Here is a 21822-nt window from a genome sequence, read left to right as displayed (position 1 = left end):
AAAAGGAACAGTCATGCGCCCGTCCGGCCGGAATCTAGCCCAAATGCGTCCGATTTCAATTGAAACCGGGGTGATGCGCCACGCCGAGGGGTCCTGTCTGATCCGGTGCGGCGACACGCATGTCCTGTGCACCGCCACCATCGAGGACAACCCGCCGCGTTTCCTGAAAGGCACCGGCCTGGGCTGGGTCACGGCCGAATACGGCATGCTGCCACGCGCCACGAACACGCGCAACCGCCGCGAGGCAGCCCAGGGCAAGCAGTCGGGCCGCACGCAGGAGATCCAGCGCCTGATCGGCCGCAGCCTGCGCGCGGGCATCGACCGCAGCGCCCTGGGCGAACGCCAGATCAGCATCGACTGCGACGTGATCCAGGCCGATGGCGGCACGCGCTGTGCCTCGATCACCGGGGGCTGGGTGGCGCTGCGGCTGGCGGTGAACAAGCTGCTGAAGGCCGGCGCGATCTCCAGCGATCCGATCCTGGACCACGTGGCGGCCGTCAGCTGCGGCATCTATGCGGGTCAGCCGCTTCTGGACCTGGACTATGCCGAGGACAGCGAGGCCGGGACCGACGGCAACTTCGTGCTGACCGGTGCGGGCCGCCTGATCGAGGTGCAGATGTCGGCCGAAGGCGCGACCTTCTCGCGCGACGAGATGGGACGTCTGCTGGACCTGGCCGAGGCCGGGATGGCCGATCTGGTCGCCGCGCAGAAGGCGGCCGTGGCATGAGGCAGTTCACCGACAAGCGGCTGCTGGTCGCGACGCACAACGCCGGCAAGCTGGACGAGATGCGCGCCCTGCTGGCGCCCTATGGCGTCGAGGTGGTCGGCGCGGCCCAGATGGGCCTGGCCGAACCCGCCGAAACCGAGGACAGCTTCGTCGGCAATGCCCGCATCAAGGCACGCGCCGCCATGCAGGCGACCGGCCTGCCCGTCCTGTCGGACGACAGCGGCATCTGCGTCGATGCCTTGGGCGGCGCGCCGGGTGTCCAGACCGCGGACTGGGCCGAAACGCCCCAAGGCCGCGATTTCGCCATGGCCATGGAGCGCACCTGGCGCGAACTGGAGGCCGCGGACGCCCCTGCCCCGCGTCGCGCGCAGTTCCGCTGCACGCTGGTGCTGATGTGGCCCGATGGCCACGAGGAGGTGTTCGAGGGCGTTCTGCCGGGCCAGGTCGTCTGGCCGCCGCGCGGGGCCGAGGGTCACGGCTATGACCCGATCTTCCAGCCCGACGGACACCCAGTCACCCTGGGAGAGATGCCCGCCAAGACCAAGAACAGCCTCAGCCATCGCGCCCGCGCCGTGTCGCGCATGATCGAGGCCTGCTTTGCATAGGCTGACCACCGGATCGCCCTTCGAGGCGCGGCTGGCCTACAGCCGTGCCGTGGTCAAGGGCGACTGGTGCTTCGTGTCGGGTGTCACCGGCTACGACTATGCCGACATGACCATGCCGGAGGATGCCTGTCGGCAAGCGCGCAACTGTTTCACGACGATCTTTTCGGTGCTGGAGCAGGCGGGCTTTGCGCCCGCCGACATCGTCCGGGTGCAGTACACGATCACCGATGCGGCTCTGGTCGACGTCATCGCCCCCGCCCTGTCCGATGCGCTTGGCGATATCCGGCCTGCGGCCACGATGGTGGTCGCGGGCCTGATCCGCCCCGAGATGCGCGTCGAGATCGAAGTCACGGCGTTCCGCGGATGACGGTCCCGGGCGAGGATTGGCGTACCGGGGGGTTCGGCCTTTATGTGCATTGGCCCTTCTGCGCGGCCAAGTGTCCCTATTGCGATTTCAACAGCCATGTCGTGGCCCATGTCGATCAGCGCCGATGGGCCGACGCCCTGTCCGCCGAGATCGCGCGCCTTGCCGCCGAAACGCCGGACCGGCATCTGGGCAGCATCTTCTTTGGAGGCGGTACCCCATCGCTGATGCTGCCCGAGACGGTCGATGCGGTGATCCGCGCCGCCCAGGCCGGATGGGGCTTTGCCAACGACATCGAGATATCGCTGGAAGCCAATCCGACCAGCGTCGAAAAGGGCCGCTTTCGCGGATTTGCCGATGCGGGTGTGAACCGCCTGTCGATGGGCATACAGGCACTGAACGACACCGACCTGCACCGGCTTGGTCGCATGCATTCCGTGACCGAGGCGCGCACGGCATTCGACGTCGCGCGCAGCGTCTTCGACAGGGTCAGTTTCGACCTGATCTATGCCAGACAGGGCCAGGATCGCACCGCCTGGCGGGCGGAACTGCGCGAAGCGCTGTCCATGGCCGTGGATCATCTGTCGCTGTATCAGCTGACGATTGAGCCCGGCACGGCCTTTGGCGCGCGGGCCGCGGCGGGAAAGCTGCGCGACCTGCCGGATGACGACCTGTCAGCCGACATGTATTTCGACACCCAGGACCTGTGCGAGGCTGCCGGCATGGGATGCTATGAGATTTCGAACCACGCCCGCCCCGGCGCGCAGAGCCGTCACAATCTGGTCTACTGGCGCCAGGGGGACTGGGCGGCCGTCGGTCCCGGTGCGCATGGACGGCTGACCCTGCCACACGGACGCATGGCGACCGAGGCGCATCGCATGCCCGGAGCCTGGCTGCAGGCGGTGGAAACCACCGGAACCGGAGAGGTGCCGCGCGACGCCATTCCCGCGCATGAGCAGGCGACCGAGTACCTGTTGATGTCCCTGCGCCTGACCGAAGGCCTGAACGAAGCGCGCTATGCGGCCCTGTCCGGTAAGCCGCTGGAGGAGCATGCGGTGACGTCACTGATCGACATGGGGATGATCGACCGCCGTGATGGGCGCATCCGGGCAACCGCGCAGGGCCGGCCGGTGCTGAACGCGATTCTGCGCGAACTGGCGGCCTGACCGATGCGGCGCCGGATGTGGTTGGTCTTGGGATGGCTGTTTGCCTTGTGCGGGATCGTCGGTGTCGCCTTGCCGGTGGTGCCGACGGTCCCCTTCCTTCTGGTCGCCGCGTGGGCCTTTGCACGATCCTCTCCGACATTGGAGCGTCGGATCCTGGATCACCCCACCTACGGACCACCCGTGCGTGCGTGGCAGGAACGTGGTGTCGTTGGGCGGTTGGCCAAGATCTGGGCCATCACCGCGATGAGCTCCGGGGTCGGCATTTCGTGGTGGGTGGGGATGCCGCCTTGGGTCGTCGCGACTCAGGCGGCGATCTGTGGGCTGGTCGCGCTGTTTCTGGTAACGCGACCCAGCCAATAATCAGGATTTAGCAGTAAATTTCTTACTATATACTATATATGGTCAGCGATTGCCTCCAAGAAGCTGGCACAGCTGATCCAGCTGGTCCAGATCCCGATAGGTGATCGTCAACTGCCCACCATCCGCACCTCCATGTGAAATCTGCACGCGCATCTTCAGATGAGCACCCAGATCTGCCTCCAGCGCCTTGGTATCGGCATCCTTTGCAGCGCTTCGCGAGGCCTTGCGCGGCTTTTCGCCACCGTCCTGCGACAGCTTTCGCACCATCTCTTCGGTATCACGGACTGACAGGCCTTTTTCACTGACCCTACGGGCCAACTGCGCAGCGTTGGGAGCGGTAATCAAGGCGCGGGCGTGCCCCGCACTGAGCTTGCCGTCCTTGACCATATCCTGGACGGAATCGGGTAATGACAACAGCCTAAGAAGGTTTGCGATGTGACTGCGGCTCTTGTTCAGCGCTTCGGCCAGTTTTTCCTGCGTATGACCGAAACGGTCCATCAGTTGCCGGAACGATGCCGCTTCTTCGATCGCATTCAGGTCGGCACGCTGAATATTCTCGATAATGGCGACTTCCAAAACCTCTGTATCCGACATGTCTCGGATGATGACCGGCATCTCATGCAGTTGCGCCATCTGGCCTGCACGCCAGCGCCGTTCGCCCGCGACGATCTGATAGAGATCCTTGTCCTGTGGGTGGGGACGCACGATAAGGGGCTGAAGCACACCGCGCTGTCGCAGGGAGGCGGCAAGCTCCTGTAACGCGTCCGGATCGAAGGTACGACGCGGCTGGTCAGGATTAGCGGTGATCTGCTCGATCGGGAGCATCATGCGATCTCGCGATTGCGCAGGACCTGCGCTGTCCCCCAGGTCCATGTCGGCCATCAATGCGGACAGACCCCGGCCAAGGCCACGTTTCGCAATCTTGCTGTCCGACATCACGCAATCTCCGGGATCAGTTTCAGGCGCGCCGTGAATTCGGTCGCGAATTGACGATAGGCGTGGCTGCCCTTTGACGACGGATCATAGATCAACACCGGCTGCGCATGTGACGGGGCCTCGGACACGCGGACGTTTCTGGGAATGACCGTGGGATAGACAAGATCGCCAAGCGTCTCGCGCGCGTCTGCCTCCACCTGCTGCGACAAGTTGTTCCGATAATCGGACATCGTAAGAAGAATGCCATTTATGCGAAGCTTGGGATTGGCGCCTTGGCGGACCTGCTTCACCGTACCCAGCAATTGCGACAAACCCTCCAAAGCATAGAATTCCGCCTGAAGCGGAACAAGAACGCTGGATGCCGCGACCATCGCATTAACCGTCAACAGACCCAAGGCTGGAGGACAGTCGATCAGCACGATCGTTCCATGTGGTGCATCAGATAGCTGGCGTTCCAAAAGACGTGTTCGATCAGCAACTTGGGACAGTTGTACGTCGGCAGACGCAAGATCGGATGTCGATGGGACAACCCGCAGGTTCGGAACCGCAGTGTCAACGGCTGCAGTCATGAGATCCGCATCCCCGGTCAAAAGGTCATAGACCGTGAAATCACGGTCTTCAGTCCCAATCCCCAGTCCCGTTGACGCGTTTCCTTGAGGGTCCAGGTCGACAAGTATCGTCGGATAGCCTGCTTGCGCCAGGGCGGCACCCAAGTTAACAGCGGTCGTCGTCTTGCCAACGCCGCCCTTTTGGTTCGCGATTGCCACAATATGCTGTTCAGGCATGCGAGACTCCGGTAATTTTCAGGATGGCTGCGTCTGGATCTGTTTTACTTGGAAAGCTGGTAACGTCAAATCGCCATTCCTTCCTTGCTTCGGCGCATTCCGCTTTCCACGAACGGCCTTTCAGGAATATTGCGGTGCCGTTCTGGTGCATGTGCCTTTGGACCATCGAAAGAAGGGCCGATAATGGTGCAAGCGCCCGAGCAGAAACGAAGTTTGCGCCTAGTGGCGGAACATTTTCTATACGACCTGTCAGGATCGATACATTTTGCAACGATAGCTCTCGAATGACGGTGCGCAAAAACGCCGACTTCCGTTGATCGCTTTCAACTAAGGACACTGTCAGAGGGGCCTTCTGAGCATATATGGAGACAACTACTCCAGGGAGTCCGCCGCCGCTTCCAAGGTCTACCCAATTCCCTTCCGGAAATTGTAGTTGATTGAAGATCTGAATGCTGTCCTGAATATGTCTTGTGTTGAACTCCGGAAGTGTCGAAGGCGCAACCAAGTTTATTTTTGCATTCCATTTCCGTACGAGAGCTTCGTATGCGATAAGCCTCTCATGTGTTTCACGTGAAACAATCATGCAGTACGACGCACGCTTGTCTTCGAAGTGACGATCAATAGCGTCAAAGCGGCCGGCGTCATTCCTTCAATCTTTGAAGCCTCGAACACAGTTTTAGGTCGACGATCCGAAAGCTTTCCACGCAATTCAGACGAGAGACCACCCAAGCCGCTGTAGTCAATATCAGGGTCGAGAGATGTAGTCTCATTAGCTCTGATTAACTCAGCATCTTTATTTTGCCGATCAGTATACTGCTCGTACAAAGCATCGTTCCGCAGTTGCACCAATGTTTCACTGGAGACAGCAGCCAGTTCAGGAACAATATCTGCGAGTTTGTCCGGATTGATATCGCTATGACCGAGCAAGCTAAAGACAGTCCTTCTTTGCCCGTCCCTCGAGACGTGGATTCCGGCACTGCTCAGATCATTCGGTGATAAGAAAACAGAACTAAGACGATCGCGTGCATAAGTGTATTTCGATTGACGCTCCTGAAACGACACAGACCGTTCATTCGAAATGCACCCTATCTCGATTGCCATCGGGGTAAGACGTTGATCTGCATTGTCCGCCCGTAACGTCAATCTGAACTCGGCGCGGGATGTAAACATACGGTAGGGTTCTGTCACGCCTCTTGTGACCAGATCGTCGATCATCACACCAATATAGCTGTTTGTCCGACTAAAGGTCACAGGTGCCTTGTCTGCCGCCTTAAGTGCGGCATTCAAGCCAGCAACGAGTCCTTGGGCAGCTGCTTCCTCGTATCCTGTCGTTCCGTTAATCTGACCTGCCAAGAACAGGCCTCGAACTGATCTGACTGCGAGCGTCGTATCTAGGGACGTAGGGTCGATATAATCATACTCGACCGCATACCCTGGCTGAGTGATCTCCGCATTCTCCATCCCCCGGATGGACCGAACATAAGCCAGCTGCACATCCTCAGGCAGAGAAGTTGAAATGCCGTTCGGGTATACGATATCGCTATCCAATCCTTCCGGCTCCAGAAATACCTGATGGGAATCTTTGTCGGCAAAGCGAATTATTTTATCCTCTATCGAGGGACAATATCTGGGTCCGCGACCACTGATGTGACCACCATACATCGCAGATTTCTGAATATTTTCTTTGATGATTCGATGTGTCGTCGCATTTGTATGTGTGATCTTGCAATCGATCTGCTGAACTAACGACACGGCAAGAAGATAAGAGAAGGTGACCGGCGTTTCGTCACCTGGTTGAGATTCCAGACTATCCCAATCGATTGACGATTTTCTGATCCGCGGCGGCGTTCCAGTTTTCAGGCGACCCAGTGGCAGGGCAAACTTGGCAAGGCTCTCACCAAGCCTGCTTGCCGCCCTATCCCCCCAACGACCGGCAGGACGGCTGACGTCGCCAATATGTATCATGCCATTGAGAAACGTGCCTGTTGTCAAGACAACTGATTTAGCACGTACGTCTCTTCCGTCGGATAAGCTCACTCCTTCGACAACATTTGCATCGCCAAGAAATTCAACAGCCTCGCCGAACACGACATCAACGCCAACGTAGCTGGAAATAAGCTCCCAAGCGGCGGCGCGGTAAAGATCTCTATCCATCTGAGCCCTAGGCCCTTGAACTGCAGGCCCTTTTCGACGGTTCAGAAGCCTAAACTGGATACCGGCTTGGTCAGCCAGGCGTCCCATCACGCCATCCATCGCGTCGACTTCACGGACTAAATGACCTTTGCCAAGTCCACCGATAGCAGGATTGCAGGATAACGTACCGATGTCCTCGCGGCGCATGGTGACCAGGGCTACAGTTGCACCAAGGCGCGCCGCAGCGCTAGCTGCTTCCAAGCCTGCATGCCCCCCACCAATGACTGCGACGTCGTAATGTTTCACGTGAAACAACTCCTACTTGCCGATGCAAAACGAGGAAAAGATAACATCAAGATAGTCGTCCGCACCGATTCTTCCAAGCAAACGATCTAACGATGCTGCAGATACACGAATCTTCTCCGCAATAAGTTCTGCGGGCAATCCCCCTAAGCCTTCAACTGCATCAAGTGCGGTGATGATTTCTAGACGCTGCCGCTCATGACTGATCAGACCTGCAGAAGAAACACGGTTTCTCAGTATTTCCCCGATTATACCAAGCATTTTGTCAATACCATGCCCGGTCACTGCGGATAGTGTCAGATCGGCGTCACTTTCATAGATGTCCGCATGGCTGACCGCAATGACGTCATCAGGGTGCCAAAGTTCTTGGACGATATCCCCGTCACGTGAAAGATGGATACGCAGATCAGCACTTTTAGCGCGATTCAATGCACGGTCGATCCCAATCCTCTCAACAGCATCGTCAGATTCCCGCAAACCTGCCGTATCAAGAAACGTCACGGGCAACCCGTTCAGATCGAACTTGAGTTCAATTACATCTCTTGTCGTTCCCTCCCGATCGGATACGATCGCCACATCTCTCTGGGCCAACCTGTTCAGAAGACTCGATTTTCCGGCATTTGGCGGTCCGATGATAGCGACTTCGAACCCCATCCTGATCCGTTCGGCCGATGAAAATCCTGCCAACTCGCGCTGCAGCGCTTCGCGTAGTTCTGCAATTGCTTCGAAAACCCGATTGGGGACCTCATCAGGAACGTCTTCGTCCGCGAAATCAACACTGACCTCGACCAAGGCGCCAGCTTCGATCAGAAGCTGGCGCCATTCCAACGCCTTTTGGGCCAGTTCGCCGCTCGCAGTGCGCAAGGCCAGCTTACGCTGAGCCTCTGTCTCTGCGGCAAGCAGATCACCCAGCCCCTCGATTTCGGCGAGATCCATCCGGCCGTTCAGAAAGGCTCGCCGTGTGAACTCACCGGCTTCCGCTGGTCTGGCACCCATGGACAGCAGCGCGGACCCCACCCGTCGTGAAATCACAGGTGCACCATGCAGATGCAGTTCTGCCACTTCGTCGCCGGTAAAACTCTGACCCTCTGGGAACCACATTGCCAGAACCTGGTCGATTGGCTCGTCATCGTGCCTCAAGGTCCGAAAATACGCATGACGCGCGTCAGGCATTTGGCCGACAAGACGCTCGGCAGTCAGCCGAGCATTCGTGCCGCTCAGACGGATGACAGAAACCCCCCCCCGCCCGGGCGGGGTGGCTTCTGCAAAGATCAGGTCCATGGCTGCCTCGTCAGGCGTTCATCGAGTCGAAGAACTCGGCGTTGCTCTTGGTCTGTTTCATCTTGGAAATCAGGAACTCTACAGCGTCGGTGGTGCCCATCGGGTTCAGGATGCGACGCAGCAGATAGGTCTTTTGCAGGTCCTTGCTGTCGACCAGCAGTTCCTCTTTCCGCGTACCGGATTTCAGGATGTCCATGGCTGGGAAGACGCGTTTGTCTGCAACCTTGCGGTCCAGGACGATCTCGCTATTGCCCGTACCCTTGAATTCTTCAAAGATCACCTCGTCCATGCGCGATCCGGTGTCGATCAGCGCCGTGGCGATGATTGTCAGGCTGCCACCTTCCTCGATATTGCGTGCCGCACCGAAGAACCGCTTGGGCCGCTGCAATGCATTCGCATCGACACCGCCGGTCAGGACCTTGCCCGAGCTTGGGACAACAGTATTGAATGCTCTACCAAGTCTTGTGATAGAGTCCAAGAGAATCACAACATCTCGTTTATGCTCGACCAGACGCTTTGCCTTTTCAATGACCATCTCGGACACCGCAACGTGGCGGCTGGCCGGTTCATCGAAGGTCGAGGACACGACCTCGCCGCGCACGCTGCGCTGCATGTCGGTCACTTCCTCGGGGCGCTCGTCGATCAGCAGGACGATCAGATAGCATTCCGGATGGTTTTTCTCGATCGAATGAGCGATGTTCTGCAGCAGAACCGTCTTGCCCGTCCGCGGCGGTGCCACGATCAACGACCGCTGACCCTTGCCGATCGGCGCCACCAGATCGATGATCCGGGCACTGCGATCCTTCACCGTGGGATCCTCGATCTCCATGTTCAGGCGTTCGTCGGGGTAAAGCGGCGTCAGGTTGTCGAATGCGACCTTGTGACGGGCCTTTTCCGGCTCTTCAAAGTTGATCTTCTCGACTTTCGTCAGCGCAAAATACCGTTCGTTGTCGCCAGGCGCACGGATGACGCCGTCCACCGTGTCGCCCGTACGCAGCGAGTGCTGACGGATCATGTCCGGGCTGACATAAATGTCGTCCGGTCCGGGCAGATAGTTCGCCTCGGTCGACCGCAGAAAGCCGAAGCCGTCCTGGACGACCTCCAGCACGCCTTCGCCGCCGATCTCCCAGCCCTCCTCGGCATGCTCCTTGAGGATCGAGAACATCATCTCGCCCTTGCGCATGGTCGAGGCGTTCTCGATCTCCCACTCCTCGGCCATCGACAGCAGGTCGGCGGGGCTCTTTGCCTTGAGGTCGGACAGATTCAGGCGTTCTTCGGTCATTCTGATGCAAACTTTCGGCCGCGCGACGTATCAGACGGAGCAGACAGGTGTTCAAGGGAATCCCGTACCGGACGGCCGGGGTTGGGGCGCAGATAAGGCCGCGCCGGTCACGAGTCAATCTTTTCGATCAGAACTTGACGATCACGGCGGTCACGATCCCGACCATCAGCAGGGTCGGGACCTCGTTCATCATCCGATAGGACCGCCCGGCACGGGCCACTCCGGCTGACAGATGCCGCCGTTCGCGCGCGCACCACATGTGAAACACGCTCATTGCGATCACGCAGGCCGCCTTGACCCACGGCCAGGTCATGTCCCAGCTGACGATGCCCGGCGTCATCACCAGGGCCAATCCGCTGACCCACGTGGCGATCATCGCCGGGTTCATGATTAGCCGCAGCAGCTTCTGTTCCATGATCACAAAGCTTGCGACCGGTTCGGCCGATTCCCTACTGCGTTCGGCGTGATAGACAAACAGCCTGGGCAGGTAAAACAGGCCGGCCATCCACGAAATGACGGCCATGACGTGGAACGCCTTCACATAGGGATAAATCAGGGCCAGTCCGTCGATCATCGCGAAACCTCTCTTCGGTCTTTTCTTAAATAAGAAAGATAAAGAAAGGAATGTTGTTGAAGTAGGGCCTGTGGATAGCAGGAATTGGACTCTGTTCACCGGGATTTCCTCAGAATCGGGCGTTGTGGACAAGCATGTGCGAAAGCGGCAAGCCGACCTGAAAACCGTTTGTAAACAAAGCGATCATATGTGGATAACTTTGCGGATAATGATTTGGCCGCTGATTCCTCCACAGGCCGCCCGATCGGGATGCCCGATTCGTCCCCCTGTGGAAAACGCCCTGCTGTTTTTGCTTTGTTCCAAGGGCAAATCAGGACACGCAGGGGATTGACGCGGGTTGCCACCAACCCCGGCGCCGATTCCTCCGAGGATTTGTCCACAGCGTGCCTGCCCCGATCCGCCACAGATATGCCGACAGATGCCGACAGGGGCTTTCGCCACGCCGTTCGTGTGCCTAGTCTGCACCAAAAGACGCCACGTGATGATCAAGCCGATGCAAGACGACCTGCCCGCCAGACAGATCACCCACGCGCCCTTGGCCGGCGTGATCGGCATGCCCATCGCGCATTCGCGCTCTCCGCGCCTGCACGGACATTGGTTGGCCCGCTATGGCCTGCCCGGCCATTACGTGCCGATCCCGGTAATGCCCGAACATCTGGCCGAGGTTCTGCGCATCCTGCCGCGTGCCGGTTTCGTCGGCGCCAATGTCACCATTCCCCACAAGGAGGCGGTCCTGACGCTGGCCGACACGGTCACGGACCGCGCGGCCCTGATCGGTGCCGCCAACACGCTGATCTTTCGCCCCGACGGCAAGATCCATGCCGACAATACCGACGGCTATGGCTTCATCGCGAACCTGCGGCAGAACGAACCCGACTGGCAGCCCGATCTGGGCCCTGCCGCGGTGATCGGTGCGGGGGGTGCGGCACGGGCGGTGGTCGCCTCCCTGCTGGACAGCGGCGTCAAGGAGTTGCGCATCGCCAACCGGACGCGGCTGCGGGCGGAACAGATCAAGGCGGAGTTCGGGGCGCGTCTGGTCGTCTATGACTGGGCCCAGGTCGGCAACATGCTGGAAGGCGCATCCACCGTCGTCAACGCCACCTCGCTTGGGATGGATGGAAAACAGCCGCTGCGGGTGCCGCTGGACGCGCTGTCGCCCGGTGCCTTGGTCACAGACCTGGTCTATACCCCGCTGATGACCCCCTTCCTGACCGAGGCGCAGGCCCGCGGATGCCGCGTGGTCGATGGTCTGGGAATGCTGCTGCACCAAGCGGCCCCAGGCTTTGAACGCTGGTTCGGCCAGCGCCCCGATGTCGACGACGAGGCGCGGCGGGTCGCGCTGGAATGACCTTTCGTCTTGGCCTGACCGGCAGCATCGGCATGGGCAAATCCACCACGGCACAGATGTTCCGCGATCTTGGTCACCCGGTCTGGGACGCGGATCAGGCCGTCCATCGTCTGTATGCACCAGGCGGATCGGCCGTGGCGCCGGTCGCCGCCGCCTTTCCCGAGGCCTTGGCCCAGGGCGGAATCGACCGGGGCGCGCTGAAGACCGCGCTTGCCGCCGACCCTGCCGCACTGGCGCGGCTGGAGGGGATCGTCCACCCCCTGGTCGCACGGGACAGGCAGGATTTCCTGGCGCGACATGTGGGCGCACCCCTGGTCGTCCTGGACATCCCTCTGCTGTTCGAAAGCGCGCATCCCCCTGATCTGGACGGGGTCGCGGTGGTGTCCACCGATCCTGCCACTCAGGCGGCCCGCGTGCTTGCGCGTCCGGGCATGACGCGCGATACGCTGGCCATGATCCTGGCGCGCCAGATGCCCGACGCGGACAAGCGTTCCCGCGCCGACTGGATCATTCCGACCGACAGCCTGGATGGCGCCCGTGCCGCCGTCGCCCGCATCGTGAACGAGGTTGCCCCCCATGCGTGAGATCGTCCTGGACACCGAAACCACCGGCTTCGACGCCGAGGGTGCCGACCGCATCGTCGAGATCGGCGCGCTGGAGCTGATGAACCACCTGCCCACCGGGCGCACCTTCCACGTCTACATTAACCCCGAACGGTCGATGCCCAAGGAGGCGTTCGACGTCCACGGTCTGGGCGACGACTTTCTGCGCGACAAGCCGAAATTCGCGGCGATCGTCAGTGATTTCATGGACTTCATCGCCGACGACGCCAAGCTGGTGATTCACAATGCCAGCTTCGACATGAAATTCCTGAACGCCGAACTGAAACGCGCGGGGCACAAGCCGCTGCCATGGTCGCGGGCGCTGGACACGCTGATGCTGGCACGCGAGAAGTTTCCGGGATCGCCCGCGACGCTGGATGCGCTGTGCCGACGCTTCGGCGTGGACAATTCGGGTCGCGAGCTGCACGGCGCCTTGCTGGACAGCGAATTGCTGGCCGAGGTCTATCTGGAACTGATCGGTGGCCGCCAGCCCGACCTGGTCTTGGACAAGCCCGGTGCACAGGACGACGCTGCCCGCAGCCCCGATGGCCAGATGCGCCCGCGCGCCGCGCGTCCCCGCCCCCTGCCGCCCCGCCTGACCCCGGACGAGGCGCAGGCCCATGCTCAATTCGTGTCCAAGCTGGGCGAGGATTCGGTCTGGGCGCGCTTCGCCACGACCTGACGGCGGTCTTGCGCGGGCCGGTTTCGCGGACCATGCTGACGAAAAGGGATGCGGGGCGGGATGCTGGACTGGCTGCGGGATCTGGGATCATTCTGGGGCGCCATCTTCGAACGGATGGACAAGACCCACATGACGCTGATCGCGGCGGGCGTCGCGTTCTATGCGATGTTCGCGGTGTTTCCCGGACTGGCCGCGATCATCGCGCTGTGGAGCCTGTGGTTCGACCCGATGGTCGTCCTGACCTATCTGGACGTCGCGCATGAATTCCTGCCGGACGGCGCGTCCGACATCGTCGACGACCAGGTGACCACGCTGACGCAGAATGGCCAGACCTCGGTCGGGTGGACGTCGTTCGTGTCGTTCATGATCGCCACCGTCGCGGCGCGGGCGGGGGTGGATGCCTTGATCCGCGGTCTGAACGCTGCCTATGGGGTGCGGGCGCATTCGACGATCTTCGGCTTCGTGCTGGCCTATGCGCTGACGCTGGTGATCGTCGGGATCTCCCTTGCGGGGCTTGCGACGATCGTTGTGGTGCCGGTGCTGCTGAACTTTCTGGTCTTTGCGCCGGTGCGGGCATCGCTGCTGACGGTGCTGCCTTGGGCGGGGATGTTCCTGCTGGTGATCGTGACCATCGGGGTGCTGTATCGCTACGGTCCCAACGTCAAGACGCCGCGGACGCCGATCTTCACCTGGGGAGCACTGTTCGCGGCCGTGCTGTGGTCGGCAGGGTCGATCGCCTTTTCCGCCTATCTGGGCAGCTTCAACAGCTATAACCGCATTTACGGCTCGATCGGGACCGTGGTGGCGCTGCTGATGTGGTTCTATCTGGCGGGGTTCTCGGTTCTGCTGGGTGCGCTGATCAATGTCGAACTGGCGCGGCGTCGCCGGATGCGTGCGGCACGCGAGGCACGGCGCGGCTTTGACGAACTGCTGGCCGAGAAGGCAAAGTGAATGGGGCGCCCGGTCGGGGCGCCCCAGTTCTTGTCCTCAGGCGTTCAGGCCCTCGGTCGAGGCAAAGAACATCGCCTGGCTGACCGCCGAACGCACCTGCTCCTCGCTGTAGGGCTTGGAGATCAGAAAGGCCGGCTCCGGGCGGTCGCCCGTCAGCAGGCGCTCCGGGAAGGCGGTGATGAAGATCACCGGGATGTCGCCCATGCTGCCCAGCAGCTCGTTGACGGCGTCGACGCCCGACGATCCGTCGGCCAGCTGGATGTCGGCCAGGATCAGGTCGGGACGGTGCTTGCCGGCCAGCTCGATCGCGGCGGTGTGGGTGCGGGCGACGCCGGTGACGTCATGGCCCATCGCCTGGACGATGCCCTTCAGGTCCATCGCGATGATCATCTCGTCCTCGATGACCATGACCTTGCCGCGCAGCGCCTGGCCCATCTCGTTCAGCGCGATCTGGACCAGTTCCTCCGCCTCGGCAGCCTCGATCTGCATCACGCGGGCGATCTGGTCGGCGCGCAGCTCCTCGATCGTGCGCAGCAACAGGGCCTCGCGCGAGTTTGGCGTCAGGCCGCGCAGATGGCCTTGGGCCCGGCGTTCACGTTCGGACATCTCGGCATCGTCCACCGGCTGGCCCGAGCTTTGCCAGATCACGTGGAACGTCTTGAACAGCGCGATGCGCAGGTCGTCTTCGCCGTCCAGAACGCTGCGATCGGTTAGGATCGCCTCCAGCGTGGCGGCTGCATAATTGTCGCCGGCGCGCTGGCTGCCGGTCAGGGCGCGCGCATAGCGACGCAGAAACGGAAGCTCGCGCCCGATGGATTGGGCCAGATCGGCAACAGTCATTACACAGTCCTCTTAAATCGCGTATTGCAGGGAACCAACTGAACCCCCTATCGGTTGCATGCTGTGCGCACAAGTTTGTCGGGACTGACACGAATATGACACCAAAGCGAGACGACCGCAGGAGAGCGGCTGTGGAAAAACAGATCGATGAGAACCTGAAACGCGTCTATGAGCAGGATGCAACTGACCAGATCCCCGATCGGTTTCTGGAACTGCTGAAGAAGTTGAAGGAACAGGAATGATCCGTTTCCCGGCCCGGCGTTCCTCGATTCCCAAGCTTTCCGGTGTTTCATTTCCATGACCAATTCCCCTTCGGTTCATCCGCGCGACCAGCTGGTCGACCACCTGCCCGCATTGCGGGCCTTTGCGCTGTCGCTGACCCGCGAGGGGGCGTCGGCCGACGATCTGGTGCAGGACACCATCGTCAAGGCGTGGACGAACATGGACAAGTTCCAGGCCGGAACGAACCTGCGCGCCTGGCTGTTCACCATCCTGCGCAACACGTTCTATTCGTCGCGCCGCAAAACAAAACGCGAGGTCAGCGACAGTGACGGCATCCATGCCGCCCGGCAGGCGACGCGGCCCGACCATGACGGGCGCCTTGCCCTTCGCGACTTCCGCGCGGCCTTCGACAAGCTGCCCGACGAACAGCGCGAAGCGCTGATCCTGGTCGGCGCATCGGGCTTTTCCTATGAGGAGGCGGCCGAGATGACCAAGGTCGCTGTCGGCACGGTCAAGTCGCGCGCCAATCGCGGGCGCCGCAAGCTGGCTGAACTGCTGCACCTGGAGCAGGGTGAGGAGTTGAGCATGACCGACCAGGCGACCTTGGCCGTCATGGCGCAGAACAACTACAGTTCTCGCTGAGGCGGGCGGTGTGCTGAGGCGGATCACCCAACGGATGGAATTCACGCGGCGTCTCGGGTTTCGGCTCGGGGCGCTGTTGTCCATTGCGATCCTTCCGATCGGCCTGATCTCTCTTGTCCAGAACCTGCACCTGTCGCGCGAGGCGGAACGCAGCGCCGAAATCGCGTTGCTGGGCTGGACCGCATCGGCCGCCGCCGGAGAGCGGGCCCTGCTGCAAAGCGCATTGGGGGCCGCCGACGCCCTGGGCCCCGCGATCCTGGAAAGCGCCGGCCAGCCCGGCATGTGTTCGGATCTGCTGCGCAATTTCGTGCAGCGCAGCGGCACCTATCGCCATGCGGCCTTCGTGCCGGTGGACGGGCGCGTCGAATGTAGTTCCGCCGGGCCGGACGACCCGCAGCTGGACCTGTCTAACAGCGACATGGTCCGCGAGTTCATGCAGAACCCGATGACCGCGGTGACCGCCATGGCCCAGGGGCCGGTCAGCCGGGAACCCGTCGTTGTCGTGCTGCAGCCCCTGTATCGCGACCGCGAATTCCTGGGCCTGACCGCCCTGTCCCTGACGCAGGAGCTGCTGCGTTCGACCCACGCGATGGATTTCGGGACCGAAGGCGCGCGTATCCTGACCTTCAACAATTCCGGCCGCGTGCTGATCGCGGATACCAGCCAAGGCGACGACCCAGCCCAGCTGCTGCCCCGCGACGTACCCCTGGTCAGTTTGCCCGGACAAGGCGAGGCGACCTTCCGCACCCGCGCCAACAGCGGAGAGATGCGCGTCTTCACCGTCGTGCCGGTGGTCCCCGGCCTGGTCTATGCCCTTGGCAGCTGGAGCCCCAGCATCGCCGGCGTCGGCCTGTTCCAGCTGTCGCGCTTTGGCGCCGTCATGCTGCCGGTGGCGCTGTGGGTTGTGTCGTTGGCGGTCGCCTATTTCGCGGTGTTCCGGCTGGTCCTGCGCCACATCACCGTCCTGCGCGGACAGATGCGTCGTTTCGCCATCGGCAATCGCGACAGCCCGCCCCCGGTCCTGGCCGATGCGCCGACCGAGATCGCCGATGTCAGCCAGACCTTTCACAACATGGCCCGCATCCTGATCCGCGACGAAGAGGCGATGGAGCAGGCCGTCGCCGAAAAGACCGTCCTCCTTAAGGAGGTCCATCACCGGGTCAAGAACAACCTTCAGTTGATCGCCTCGATCATCAACATGCAAAGCCGCCTGATCGACGACCGGGACGCCAAACGCGTGCTGCGCTCGGTCCAGGACCGGGTGGCGGCGTTGGCCACGATCTACCGAAACCTGTATCAGGCCGAACAGCTGGATCAGGTCTATGCCGACCGGTTGATCACCGACATCATCGCCCAGCTGACCACCGCATCGGCCAGCGCAGGCCGTCACCTGCAGGTGCAGACCGACATCCAGCCGCTGACGATGCTGCCCGACCAGGCGGTGCCGCTGACCCTGCTGACGACCGAAGCCTTCACCAACGCCATGAAATACGCGGGCAATCCGGCGGATGGCGGCGATCCGTGGGTGCGCGTGTCTCTGACCTCTCCCACGCCGGGGCAGGGTCTTCTGGAGGTGGTGAACTCCACCGGCCCGGACGAAGCCGCAGGCGGCACTGGCTTGGGCAGCCAGCTGATCGAGGCGTTCTCGATGCAGCTGGAAGGCGATGTCGCCACCGATTCCCAACCCGGCGCCTATCGCCTGGCGCTGACCTTCCGGCTTGGCCAGGCCGGTTCCGCGGGCGGAAACAGCCCTCGACAGGTCGTCCTGACATCGGCGGCGCGGGCTGGATCGCGGCATTAGCGCCGCGCCTGCGTGCAATTCTGCGTGGCCCGCTCGCGCCATGCTTGCACCGCAGGCCGGCAGGCTTATCTTCGGCGCATGGAACGCGAACAAACATATGATCTGTCGACCGGCGAAGGGCTGATTGCCTGCCCGCTCTGCGACGCCCTGCATGTCCAGGAGGATCTGGACGTCGGAGAGACCGCGCGCTGCATCCGCTGCGGCACGGTCCTGGCCAAGCCGCGCGACGGCGCGTTCGCGCAGCTGATCGCGCTGGCCTTCACCTCGATGGTGCTGCTGGTGGGGGCGGTGTTCTTTCCCTTCCTCGAGGTGTCGGCGATGGGCTTCGGCAATGCCAGCTCGCTGTTCGACGTGGCGTTGGCCTTTGCCGACGGGGTTCTGCTGCCGCTGGTCTTGGCGGTGCTGGCGATGATCATCGGCCTGCCGATCCTGCGGGCGTTCTTGCTGCTGTATACGTTGGTCCCGCTGGCGCAGGGGCGTCCTCCGCATCGCCACGCGGCCATCGCCTTCCGCTGGTCCGAACTGCTGCGCCCCTGGTCCATGGCCGAGATCTTTGTCATCGGCACCGCGGTCGCGCTGATCAAGGTCGCAGGTCTTGCCACCGTCCATCTGGGCCCGGCCTTCTGGGCATTCTGCGCGCTGATCTTCGTGAACCTCGCCAGCCGTGCCTTCATGTGCCAGACCTCGATCTGGGACGCGATCGAGGATGCCGGCATGAAGACCGAGTATCAGGCCAAGACCCCCGCCCCCCTGACCGCCCCCGGCGACGCATGAGCGCGCCTGCCGGACAGTCCGATGCCCCCGTCCTGACCGCGCATCGCGCCGGTCTGTCGGGGTGCCACCGTTGCGGCCGGGTCTGGCCCCAGGATCAGGCCCGCTGTCACCGCTGCGGCGCGCATCTGGTCGCGCCCGACCGGCGCGGCCTGCAGAAAGTCTGGGCATGGTGGCTGGCCGGGCTGATCGCCTATATCCCCGCCAACGTCTTCCCGATGATGAGCACCCAGACCTTCGCGGGCCTTGCCGGCAACTCCGAGGCGACGATCCTGGGCGGCGTGGTCGAGCTGATGCATTACGGCAATTACGACATCGCGCTGATCGTCTTCGTGGCCTCGGTCATCGTGCCGGTGGGCAAGTTCCTGGCCATCGCCTGGCTGGCCATCGTCGCGGGCCGCCCGGCCAGCGTGGAGCAGGCCCATTCGCGGCTGAAGGTCTATGAGGTCGTCGAATTTATCGGTCGCTGGTCGATGATCGACGTCTTTGTCGTGGCCATCCTGTCGGCGCTGGTACAGCTGGGCTTCGTCGCTTCGATCCGGCCGGGACCGGCCGCGGTGTCCTTTGCCCTGTCGGTTGCCTTCACGATGCTTTCTGCGCAAAGCTTTGACGCACGATTGATCTGGCGCGGCCTGCCCTTGCGCACCCGCCGCGAACCCTGACCACCTGCATTTCCAGTACGAACGCCCAAGGATCACGACCTCATGACGGACACACCCCCGCCCCTGACGCCGGCCAGCCCGGTGCGCAAGACGGCCGCCCGCGCGGCCCAGGCCGGTATCAACGTCATCTGGATCGTGCCCATCGTGGCGCTGATCGTGACGCTTGGCATCGCCTGGAACGCGTTCCGCGACCGGGGCAGCGTGATCGAGATCGAATTCGCGGACGCCACCGGCATCACGCCCGGAGAGACCACGCTGCGCTTTCGCGAGATCACCGTGGGCGGGGTCGAGGGGGTCAAGTTCACCGACGATCTGTCACGGGTCGTGGTGTCGGTCCGCGTGGACACCGACGTGGCGCAGTTCATCGATGCCGACGCGTCCTTCTGGATCGTCCGCCCGCAGGTCAGCGCCCAGGGGGTCACCCGTCTGGACACGGTCCTCAGCGGCGCCTTCATCGAGGGTTACTGGGACGCAGAGGTGTCCGAGCCGGCCGCACGCTTCACCGGATTGGACCGCCCGCCGCTGATCCGCAACGATCAGCCCGGCACCTGGGTCACCCTGTCGATGGAGACCGCAGACGGCCTGTCCGAAGGGGCCCCGGTCCTGTTCCGCGGCGTGCAAGTTGGTCGGCTGGAGAACATTCGCGTGGATTCCGGCACCGACCGCGTCATCGTGGACGCCTTTGTCGAGGCGCCCCATGACGCGCGGCTGACCAGCGCGACCGTCTTCTGGGACACGTCCGGCTTCTCGGTCTCGCTTGGGACGCAGGGGGTGGCGCTGAACGTCAATTCGCTGTCGTCGCTCTTGCAGGGCGGCGTGGCCTTCGAGACCTTCGTCAGCGGCGGCACGCCCATCGAACCCGGACAGGAATTCGCCGTTCAGCCGGACGAGGGCACCGCCCGCACCGCTCGGTTCGAGGATGACGATACCCGCCTGCTGCGCGTGGGGATCCTGATCGATGACAGCGTCGAGGGCCTGTCCACCGGCGCCGATGTCCAGTTCCAGGGCCTGCGCGTCGGTCGCGTGACCGACCTGGCCGTCAGCCTGACCGAGGATGAGCAGGGCAACACCGTGCCGCGCCAGCTGGTCAGCATGGTGATCTCTCCGCGGCGGATGGGCCTGCCGGACGGATCGACCGCCGACGACGCGCTGGCCCTGCTGACCGAGGAGGTCGGCGACGGCCTGCGCGCGCGCGTGGCCAGCGCCGGATTCCTGGGCACCACCCTGATGGTCGAACTGGTGGACATGCCCGATGCGGGCCCGGCGACGATCGACCTGGAAACGGGACCGAACCCGCTGATCCCGTCGGTGCCCGGCGATCTGGACGATTTCACCGCCAGCGCCCAGGGGCTGGTCAACCGCATCGGCAACCTGCCCATCGAGGAGCTGCTGACCTCGGCCCGCGACACGCTGGACGGGATCACCGCGCTGGCGACCTCGCAGGACACCCGTGCGATCCCCGGTGCGCTGCGCGAGGCGATCGAGGGGGGCAGCGTTGCCTTGGCCGACATCAGCGCCATCACGGGCGATCTGCGGCAGGCCGAAAGCGGACAGACCCTGGCCCGGATGCTGGACGAGGCCTCCGCCGCCTTCACCGCCGTGTCCGAGGCCGCCGTGGGCGTCCCCGAGATGGTCGAACAGATCGACAGCGCCGCAGCTTCGGTCGAGGAGTTCGGCTTTGCCGAGATCAGCCTGCAGGCCGAGGGAATCCTGGCCGACCTGCGCGCCATGCTGGGCAGCGAGGATGCCGAACAGCTGCCGCGCAACCTGTCCAACGTGCTGGAATCGGCCACGGGCCTGCTGGACGACCTGCGCGACGGCAACGCCGTGGGCAGCCTGAACAGCGCGCTGGACAGCGCCAGCCAGGCCGCCGACCAGATCGCGGCCTCGGTCCAGCAGCTGCCCGACCTGCTGCAGCGCCTGCAGGTCACCGCGGCGCGGGCCGACACGCTGTTTGCCAGCTATGGCGACCGGTCGGCCTTCAACAACGAACTGATCGGGGCGCTGCGCGAGCTGCGGCGTGCCACCTCCTCCATCGGCTCGGTTGCCCGGCTGATCGAACGCAACCCCCGCGCCTTCATTCTGGGACGATAGACATGATGCTGCCCCACCGCGCCCTGCGCCTGCCTGCCCTGCCCATCGCCGTCCTGATCGGGGCGTCCCTGCTGGGCGCCTGTTCCAACTCGGAAAAGACCGGGCGTTTCCTGATCGACCCCCCGGTGGCCGGGGTCCAGGTGCCCAACCGCCTTGGCACCGCGGAACTCAAGGACGTGTCCCTGCCCGAATACGCCGCCGACCAGGAGGTCGCGTTCCAGACCGGCGACGGGGCGGTGCGGTCCAACTCGGACAACCTGTGGGCGGACGACCCGGCCCGGTCCTTCACCACGACGCTGGCCCGCGCGATCAGCGACGTGTCGGGCGCCACCGTCATCAGCGAGCCCTGGCCCCTGGCCCAGCCCCCCGCCCGCATCCTGGAGGTGCGCGTCGAACGCGCCTTGGCGCAGGCTGACACCACCTATCGCCTGTCGGGGCGGTATTTCGTGTCCGACGACGGCCTTTCAGGGGGCGGCACGAACCACGCGCGCAGCTTTGACATCCGCGTTCCAATGACCGCGCAGGGGCCGGCCGCGACGGCGGCCGCGGCCAGCCAGGCGATCTCGATCCTGGCACAGCAGATCGCGACGCTGTCGGGGCCGGGGGCGACCATCGCCACCACGCGTCCGGCCGCGTCCGATCCGTTCGATCTGCCGCCGCTGTTCTGAAAAAGATCGGCGGAAGGCCGCCC

At 62.9% G+C, this 21822-nt stretch carries 24 protein-coding genes; 16 read left to right on the top strand and 8 right to left on the bottom strand.

The window, feature by feature from the left end; all coding sequences use genetic code 11:
* Positions 1-13 precede the first annotated feature (13 nt).
* The 5 genes from rph to SY26_RS10925 are packed head-to-tail and all read left to right on the top strand — an operon-like array spanning position 14 to position 3222.
* Positions 14-727 (top strand): ribonuclease PH, encoded by a 714-nt coding sequence (gene rph / locus SY26_RS10945; protein ID WP_046000531.1) that lies wholly within the window; start codon positions 14-16, stop codon positions 725-727.
* Complete coding sequence (locus tag SY26_RS10940) at positions 724-1332, top strand: non-canonical purine NTP pyrophosphatase (protein ID WP_046000530.1); 609 nt, start codon at positions 724-726, stop codon at positions 1330-1332. Before rph ends, SY26_RS10940 begins: the two co-directional genes overlap by 4 nt.
* A complete protein-coding gene (locus tag SY26_RS10935; protein ID WP_046000529.1) occupies positions 1325-1699 on the top strand; it encodes a RidA family protein in 375 nt (124 codons plus the stop codon). Before SY26_RS10940 ends, SY26_RS10935 begins: the two co-directional genes overlap by 8 nt.
* The gene (gene hemW / locus SY26_RS10930; RefSeq protein WP_046000528.1) at positions 1696-2862 is read left to right on the top strand and encodes a radical SAM family heme chaperone HemW; all 1167 of its coding nucleotides are present in this window, start codon (positions 1696-1698) and stop codon (positions 2860-2862) included. Before SY26_RS10935 ends, hemW begins: the two co-directional genes overlap by 4 nt.
* 3 nt (positions 2863-2865) lie before the next feature.
* Positions 2866-3222: a YbaN family protein gene (locus SY26_RS10925; protein ID WP_046000527.1), complete on the top strand. Its 357-nt coding sequence runs from the start codon at positions 2866-2868 to the stop codon at positions 3220-3222.
* A 42-nt stretch (positions 3223-3264) separates the two neighbouring features.
* Here the strand turns inward: SY26_RS10925 and SY26_RS10920 are convergent, their stop codons facing one another.
* The 7 genes from SY26_RS10920 to SY26_RS10900 all read right to left on the bottom strand — a co-directional run bounded on the left by SY26_RS10920 (position 3265) and on the right by SY26_RS10900 (position 10516).
* A complete protein-coding gene (locus SY26_RS10920) occupies positions 3265-4158 on the bottom strand; it encodes a ParB/RepB/Spo0J family partition protein (RefSeq protein WP_045981901.1) in 894 nt (297 codons plus the stop codon).
* The gene (locus SY26_RS10915; protein ID WP_045981902.1) at positions 4158-4943 is read right to left on the bottom strand and encodes a ParA family protein; all 786 of its coding nucleotides are present in this window, start codon (positions 4941-4943) and stop codon (positions 4158-4160) included. Before SY26_RS10915 ends, SY26_RS10920 begins: the two co-directional genes overlap by 1 nt.
* Entirely contained in the window at positions 4936-5526 is a 591-nt protein-coding gene (rsmG, locus tag SY26_RS20530; protein WP_084693810.1) for a 16S rRNA (guanine(527)-N(7))-methyltransferase RsmG, read from the bottom strand. The genes SY26_RS10915 and rsmG overlap by 8 nt, the downstream gene beginning before the upstream one ends.
* The gene (gene mnmG, locus SY26_RS20525; RefSeq protein WP_084693839.1) at positions 5523-7382 is read right to left on the bottom strand and encodes a tRNA uridine-5-carboxymethylaminomethyl(34) synthesis enzyme MnmG; all 1860 of its coding nucleotides are present in this window, start codon (positions 7380-7382) and stop codon (positions 5523-5525) included. The genes rsmG and mnmG overlap by 4 nt, the downstream gene beginning before the upstream one ends.
* 12 nt (positions 7383-7394) lie before the next feature.
* The gene (gene mnmE / locus SY26_RS10910) at positions 7395-8660 is read right to left on the bottom strand and encodes a tRNA uridine-5-carboxymethylaminomethyl(34) synthesis GTPase MnmE (protein WP_046000526.1); all 1266 of its coding nucleotides are present in this window, start codon (positions 8658-8660) and stop codon (positions 7395-7397) included.
* 10 nt (positions 8661-8670) lie between these two features.
* The gene (gene rho, locus SY26_RS10905; protein WP_045981904.1) at positions 8671-9942 is read right to left on the bottom strand and encodes a transcription termination factor Rho; all 1272 of its coding nucleotides are present in this window, start codon (positions 9940-9942) and stop codon (positions 8671-8673) included.
* 127 nt (positions 9943-10069) lie between these two features.
* Positions 10070-10516, bottom strand: a complete 447-nt coding sequence (locus SY26_RS10900) for a CopD family protein (protein WP_046000525.1) — start codon at positions 10514-10516, stop codon at positions 10070-10072.
* 493 nt (positions 10517-11009) lie between these two features.
* Between SY26_RS10900 and SY26_RS10895 the strand changes: the two genes are divergently transcribed.
* The 4 genes from SY26_RS10895 to SY26_RS10880 are packed head-to-tail and all read left to right on the top strand — an operon-like array spanning position 11010 to position 14099.
* A complete protein-coding gene (locus SY26_RS10895; protein ID WP_046000848.1) occupies positions 11010-11864 on the top strand; it encodes a shikimate dehydrogenase in 855 nt (284 codons plus the stop codon).
* The gene (gene coaE / locus SY26_RS10890) at positions 11861-12448 is read left to right on the top strand and encodes a dephospho-CoA kinase (protein WP_046000524.1); all 588 of its coding nucleotides are present in this window, start codon (positions 11861-11863) and stop codon (positions 12446-12448) included. The genes SY26_RS10895 and coaE overlap by 4 nt, the downstream gene beginning before the upstream one ends.
* Positions 12441-13148: a DNA polymerase III subunit epsilon gene (gene dnaQ, locus SY26_RS10885; protein ID WP_046000523.1), complete on the top strand. Its 708-nt coding sequence runs from the start codon at positions 12441-12443 to the stop codon at positions 13146-13148. The genes coaE and dnaQ overlap by 8 nt, the downstream gene beginning before the upstream one ends.
* A 60-nt stretch (positions 13149-13208) precedes the next feature.
* Complete coding sequence (locus SY26_RS10880) at positions 13209-14099, top strand: YihY/virulence factor BrkB family protein (protein WP_232303326.1); 891 nt, start codon at positions 13209-13211, stop codon at positions 14097-14099.
* Positions 14100-14135: 36 nt separating this feature from the next.
* Here the strand turns inward: SY26_RS10880 and SY26_RS10875 are convergent, their stop codons facing one another.
* On the bottom strand, positions 14136-14939 hold the full coding sequence (locus tag SY26_RS10875; RefSeq protein WP_045981908.1) for a response regulator: 804 nt from the start codon (positions 14937-14939) through the stop codon (positions 14136-14138).
* A 131-nt stretch (positions 14940-15070) separates the two neighbouring features.
* Between SY26_RS10875 and SY26_RS10870 the strand changes: the two genes are divergently transcribed.
* From SY26_RS10870 to SY26_RS10840, 7 genes are all read left to right on the top strand, one after another.
* Complete coding sequence (locus SY26_RS10870; protein WP_231558891.1) at positions 15071-15181, top strand: NepR family anti-sigma factor; 111 nt, start codon at positions 15071-15073, stop codon at positions 15179-15181.
* A gap of 55 nt (positions 15182-15236) precedes the next feature.
* Positions 15237-15803 (top strand): RNA polymerase sigma factor, encoded by a 567-nt coding sequence (locus tag SY26_RS10865; protein WP_045981909.1) that lies wholly within the window; start codon positions 15237-15239, stop codon positions 15801-15803.
* Positions 15804-15879: 76 nt separating this feature from the next.
* A complete protein-coding gene (locus SY26_RS10860; RefSeq protein WP_232303325.1) occupies positions 15880-17604 on the top strand; it encodes a sensor histidine kinase in 1725 nt (574 codons plus the stop codon).
* 78 nt (positions 17605-17682) lie between these two features.
* The gene (locus SY26_RS10855) at positions 17683-18378 is read left to right on the top strand and encodes a paraquat-inducible protein A (RefSeq protein WP_046000521.1); all 696 of its coding nucleotides are present in this window, start codon (positions 17683-17685) and stop codon (positions 18376-18378) included.
* Positions 18375-19037: a paraquat-inducible protein A gene (locus SY26_RS10850; protein ID WP_046000520.1), complete on the top strand. Its 663-nt coding sequence runs from the start codon at positions 18375-18377 to the stop codon at positions 19035-19037. Before SY26_RS10855 ends, SY26_RS10850 begins: the two co-directional genes overlap by 4 nt.
* A gap of 42 nt (positions 19038-19079) precedes the next feature.
* Positions 19080-21131: an intermembrane transport protein PqiB gene (locus SY26_RS10845; protein ID WP_052715238.1), complete on the top strand. Its 2052-nt coding sequence runs from the start codon at positions 19080-19082 to the stop codon at positions 21129-21131.
* A 2-nt stretch (positions 21132-21133) separates the two neighbouring features.
* Positions 21134-21799 carry a membrane integrity-associated transporter subunit PqiC gene (locus SY26_RS10840; protein WP_052715237.1) on the top strand — a complete coding sequence of 222 codons (666 nt, stop codon included), beginning with the start codon at positions 21134-21136 and terminating at the stop codon, positions 21797-21799.
* The last annotated feature ends 23 nt before the right edge of the window (positions 21800-21822 follow it).

The organism is Paracoccus sp. 228, assembly GCF_000967825.1.
Classification (GTDB): domain Bacteria; phylum Pseudomonadota; class Alphaproteobacteria; order Rhodobacterales; family Rhodobacteraceae; genus Paracoccus; species Paracoccus marcusii.
The sequence above is the reverse complement of the archived record's forward strand: the minus strand, read 5'-3'. Positions and strand labels throughout refer to the sequence as shown.

Bases quoted from the DNA above. Each gene is read 5' to 3' on its own strand.
- rph (WP_046000531.1), top strand. From the start codon at position 14: ATGCGCCCGTCCGGCCGGAATCTAGCCCAAATGCGTCCGATTTCAATT.
- SY26_RS10940 (WP_046000530.1), top strand. From the start codon at position 724: ATGAGGCAGTTCACCGACAAGCGGCTGCTGGTCGCGACGCACAACGCC.
- hemW (WP_046000528.1), top strand. From the start codon at position 1,696: ATGACGGTCCCGGGCGAGGATTGGCGTACCGGGGGGTTCGGCCTTTAT.
- SY26_RS10925 (WP_046000527.1), top strand. From the start codon at position 2,866: ATGCGGCGCCGGATGTGGTTGGTCTTGGGATGGCTGTTTGCCTTGTGC.
- SY26_RS10920 (WP_045981901.1), bottom strand. From the start codon at position 4,158: ATGTCGGACAGCAAGATTGCGAAACGTGGCCTTGGCCGGGGTCTGTCC.
- SY26_RS10915 (WP_045981902.1), bottom strand. From the start codon at position 4,943: ATGCCTGAACAGCATATTGTGGCAATCGCGAACCAAAAGGGCGGCGTT.
- rsmG (WP_084693810.1), bottom strand. From the start codon at position 5,526: ATGATTGTTTCACGTGAAACACATGAGAGGCTTATCGCATACGAAGCT.
- mnmE (WP_046000526.1), bottom strand. From the start codon at position 8,660: ATGGACCTGATCTTTGCAGAAGCCACCCCGCCCGGGCGGGGGGGGGTT.
- rho (WP_045981904.1), bottom strand. From the start codon at position 9,942: ATGACCGAAGAACGCCTGAATCTGTCCGACCTCAAGGCAAAGAGCCCC.
- SY26_RS10900 (WP_046000525.1), bottom strand. From the start codon at position 10,516: ATGATCGACGGACTGGCCCTGATTTATCCCTATGTGAAGGCGTTCCAC.
- SY26_RS10895 (WP_046000848.1), top strand. From the start codon at position 11,010: ATGCAAGACGACCTGCCCGCCAGACAGATCACCCACGCGCCCTTGGCC.
- coaE (WP_046000524.1), top strand. From the start codon at position 11,861: ATGACCTTTCGTCTTGGCCTGACCGGCAGCATCGGCATGGGCAAATCC.
- dnaQ (WP_046000523.1), top strand. From the start codon at position 12,441: ATGCGTGAGATCGTCCTGGACACCGAAACCACCGGCTTCGACGCCGAG.
- SY26_RS10880 (WP_232303326.1), top strand. From the start codon at position 13,209: ATGCTGGACTGGCTGCGGGATCTGGGATCATTCTGGGGCGCCATCTTC.
- SY26_RS10875 (WP_045981908.1), bottom strand. From the start codon at position 14,939: ATGACTGTTGCCGATCTGGCCCAATCCATCGGGCGCGAGCTTCCGTTT.
- SY26_RS10865 (WP_045981909.1), top strand. From the start codon at position 15,237: ATGACCAATTCCCCTTCGGTTCATCCGCGCGACCAGCTGGTCGACCAC.
- SY26_RS10855 (WP_046000521.1), top strand. From the start codon at position 17,683: ATGGAACGCGAACAAACATATGATCTGTCGACCGGCGAAGGGCTGATT.
- SY26_RS10850 (WP_046000520.1), top strand. From the start codon at position 18,375: ATGAGCGCGCCTGCCGGACAGTCCGATGCCCCCGTCCTGACCGCGCAT.
- SY26_RS10845 (WP_052715238.1), top strand. From the start codon at position 19,080: ATGACGGACACACCCCCGCCCCTGACGCCGGCCAGCCCGGTGCGCAAG.
- SY26_RS10840 (WP_052715237.1), top strand. From the start codon at position 21,134: ATGATGCTGCCCCACCGCGCCCTGCGCCTGCCTGCCCTGCCCATCGCC.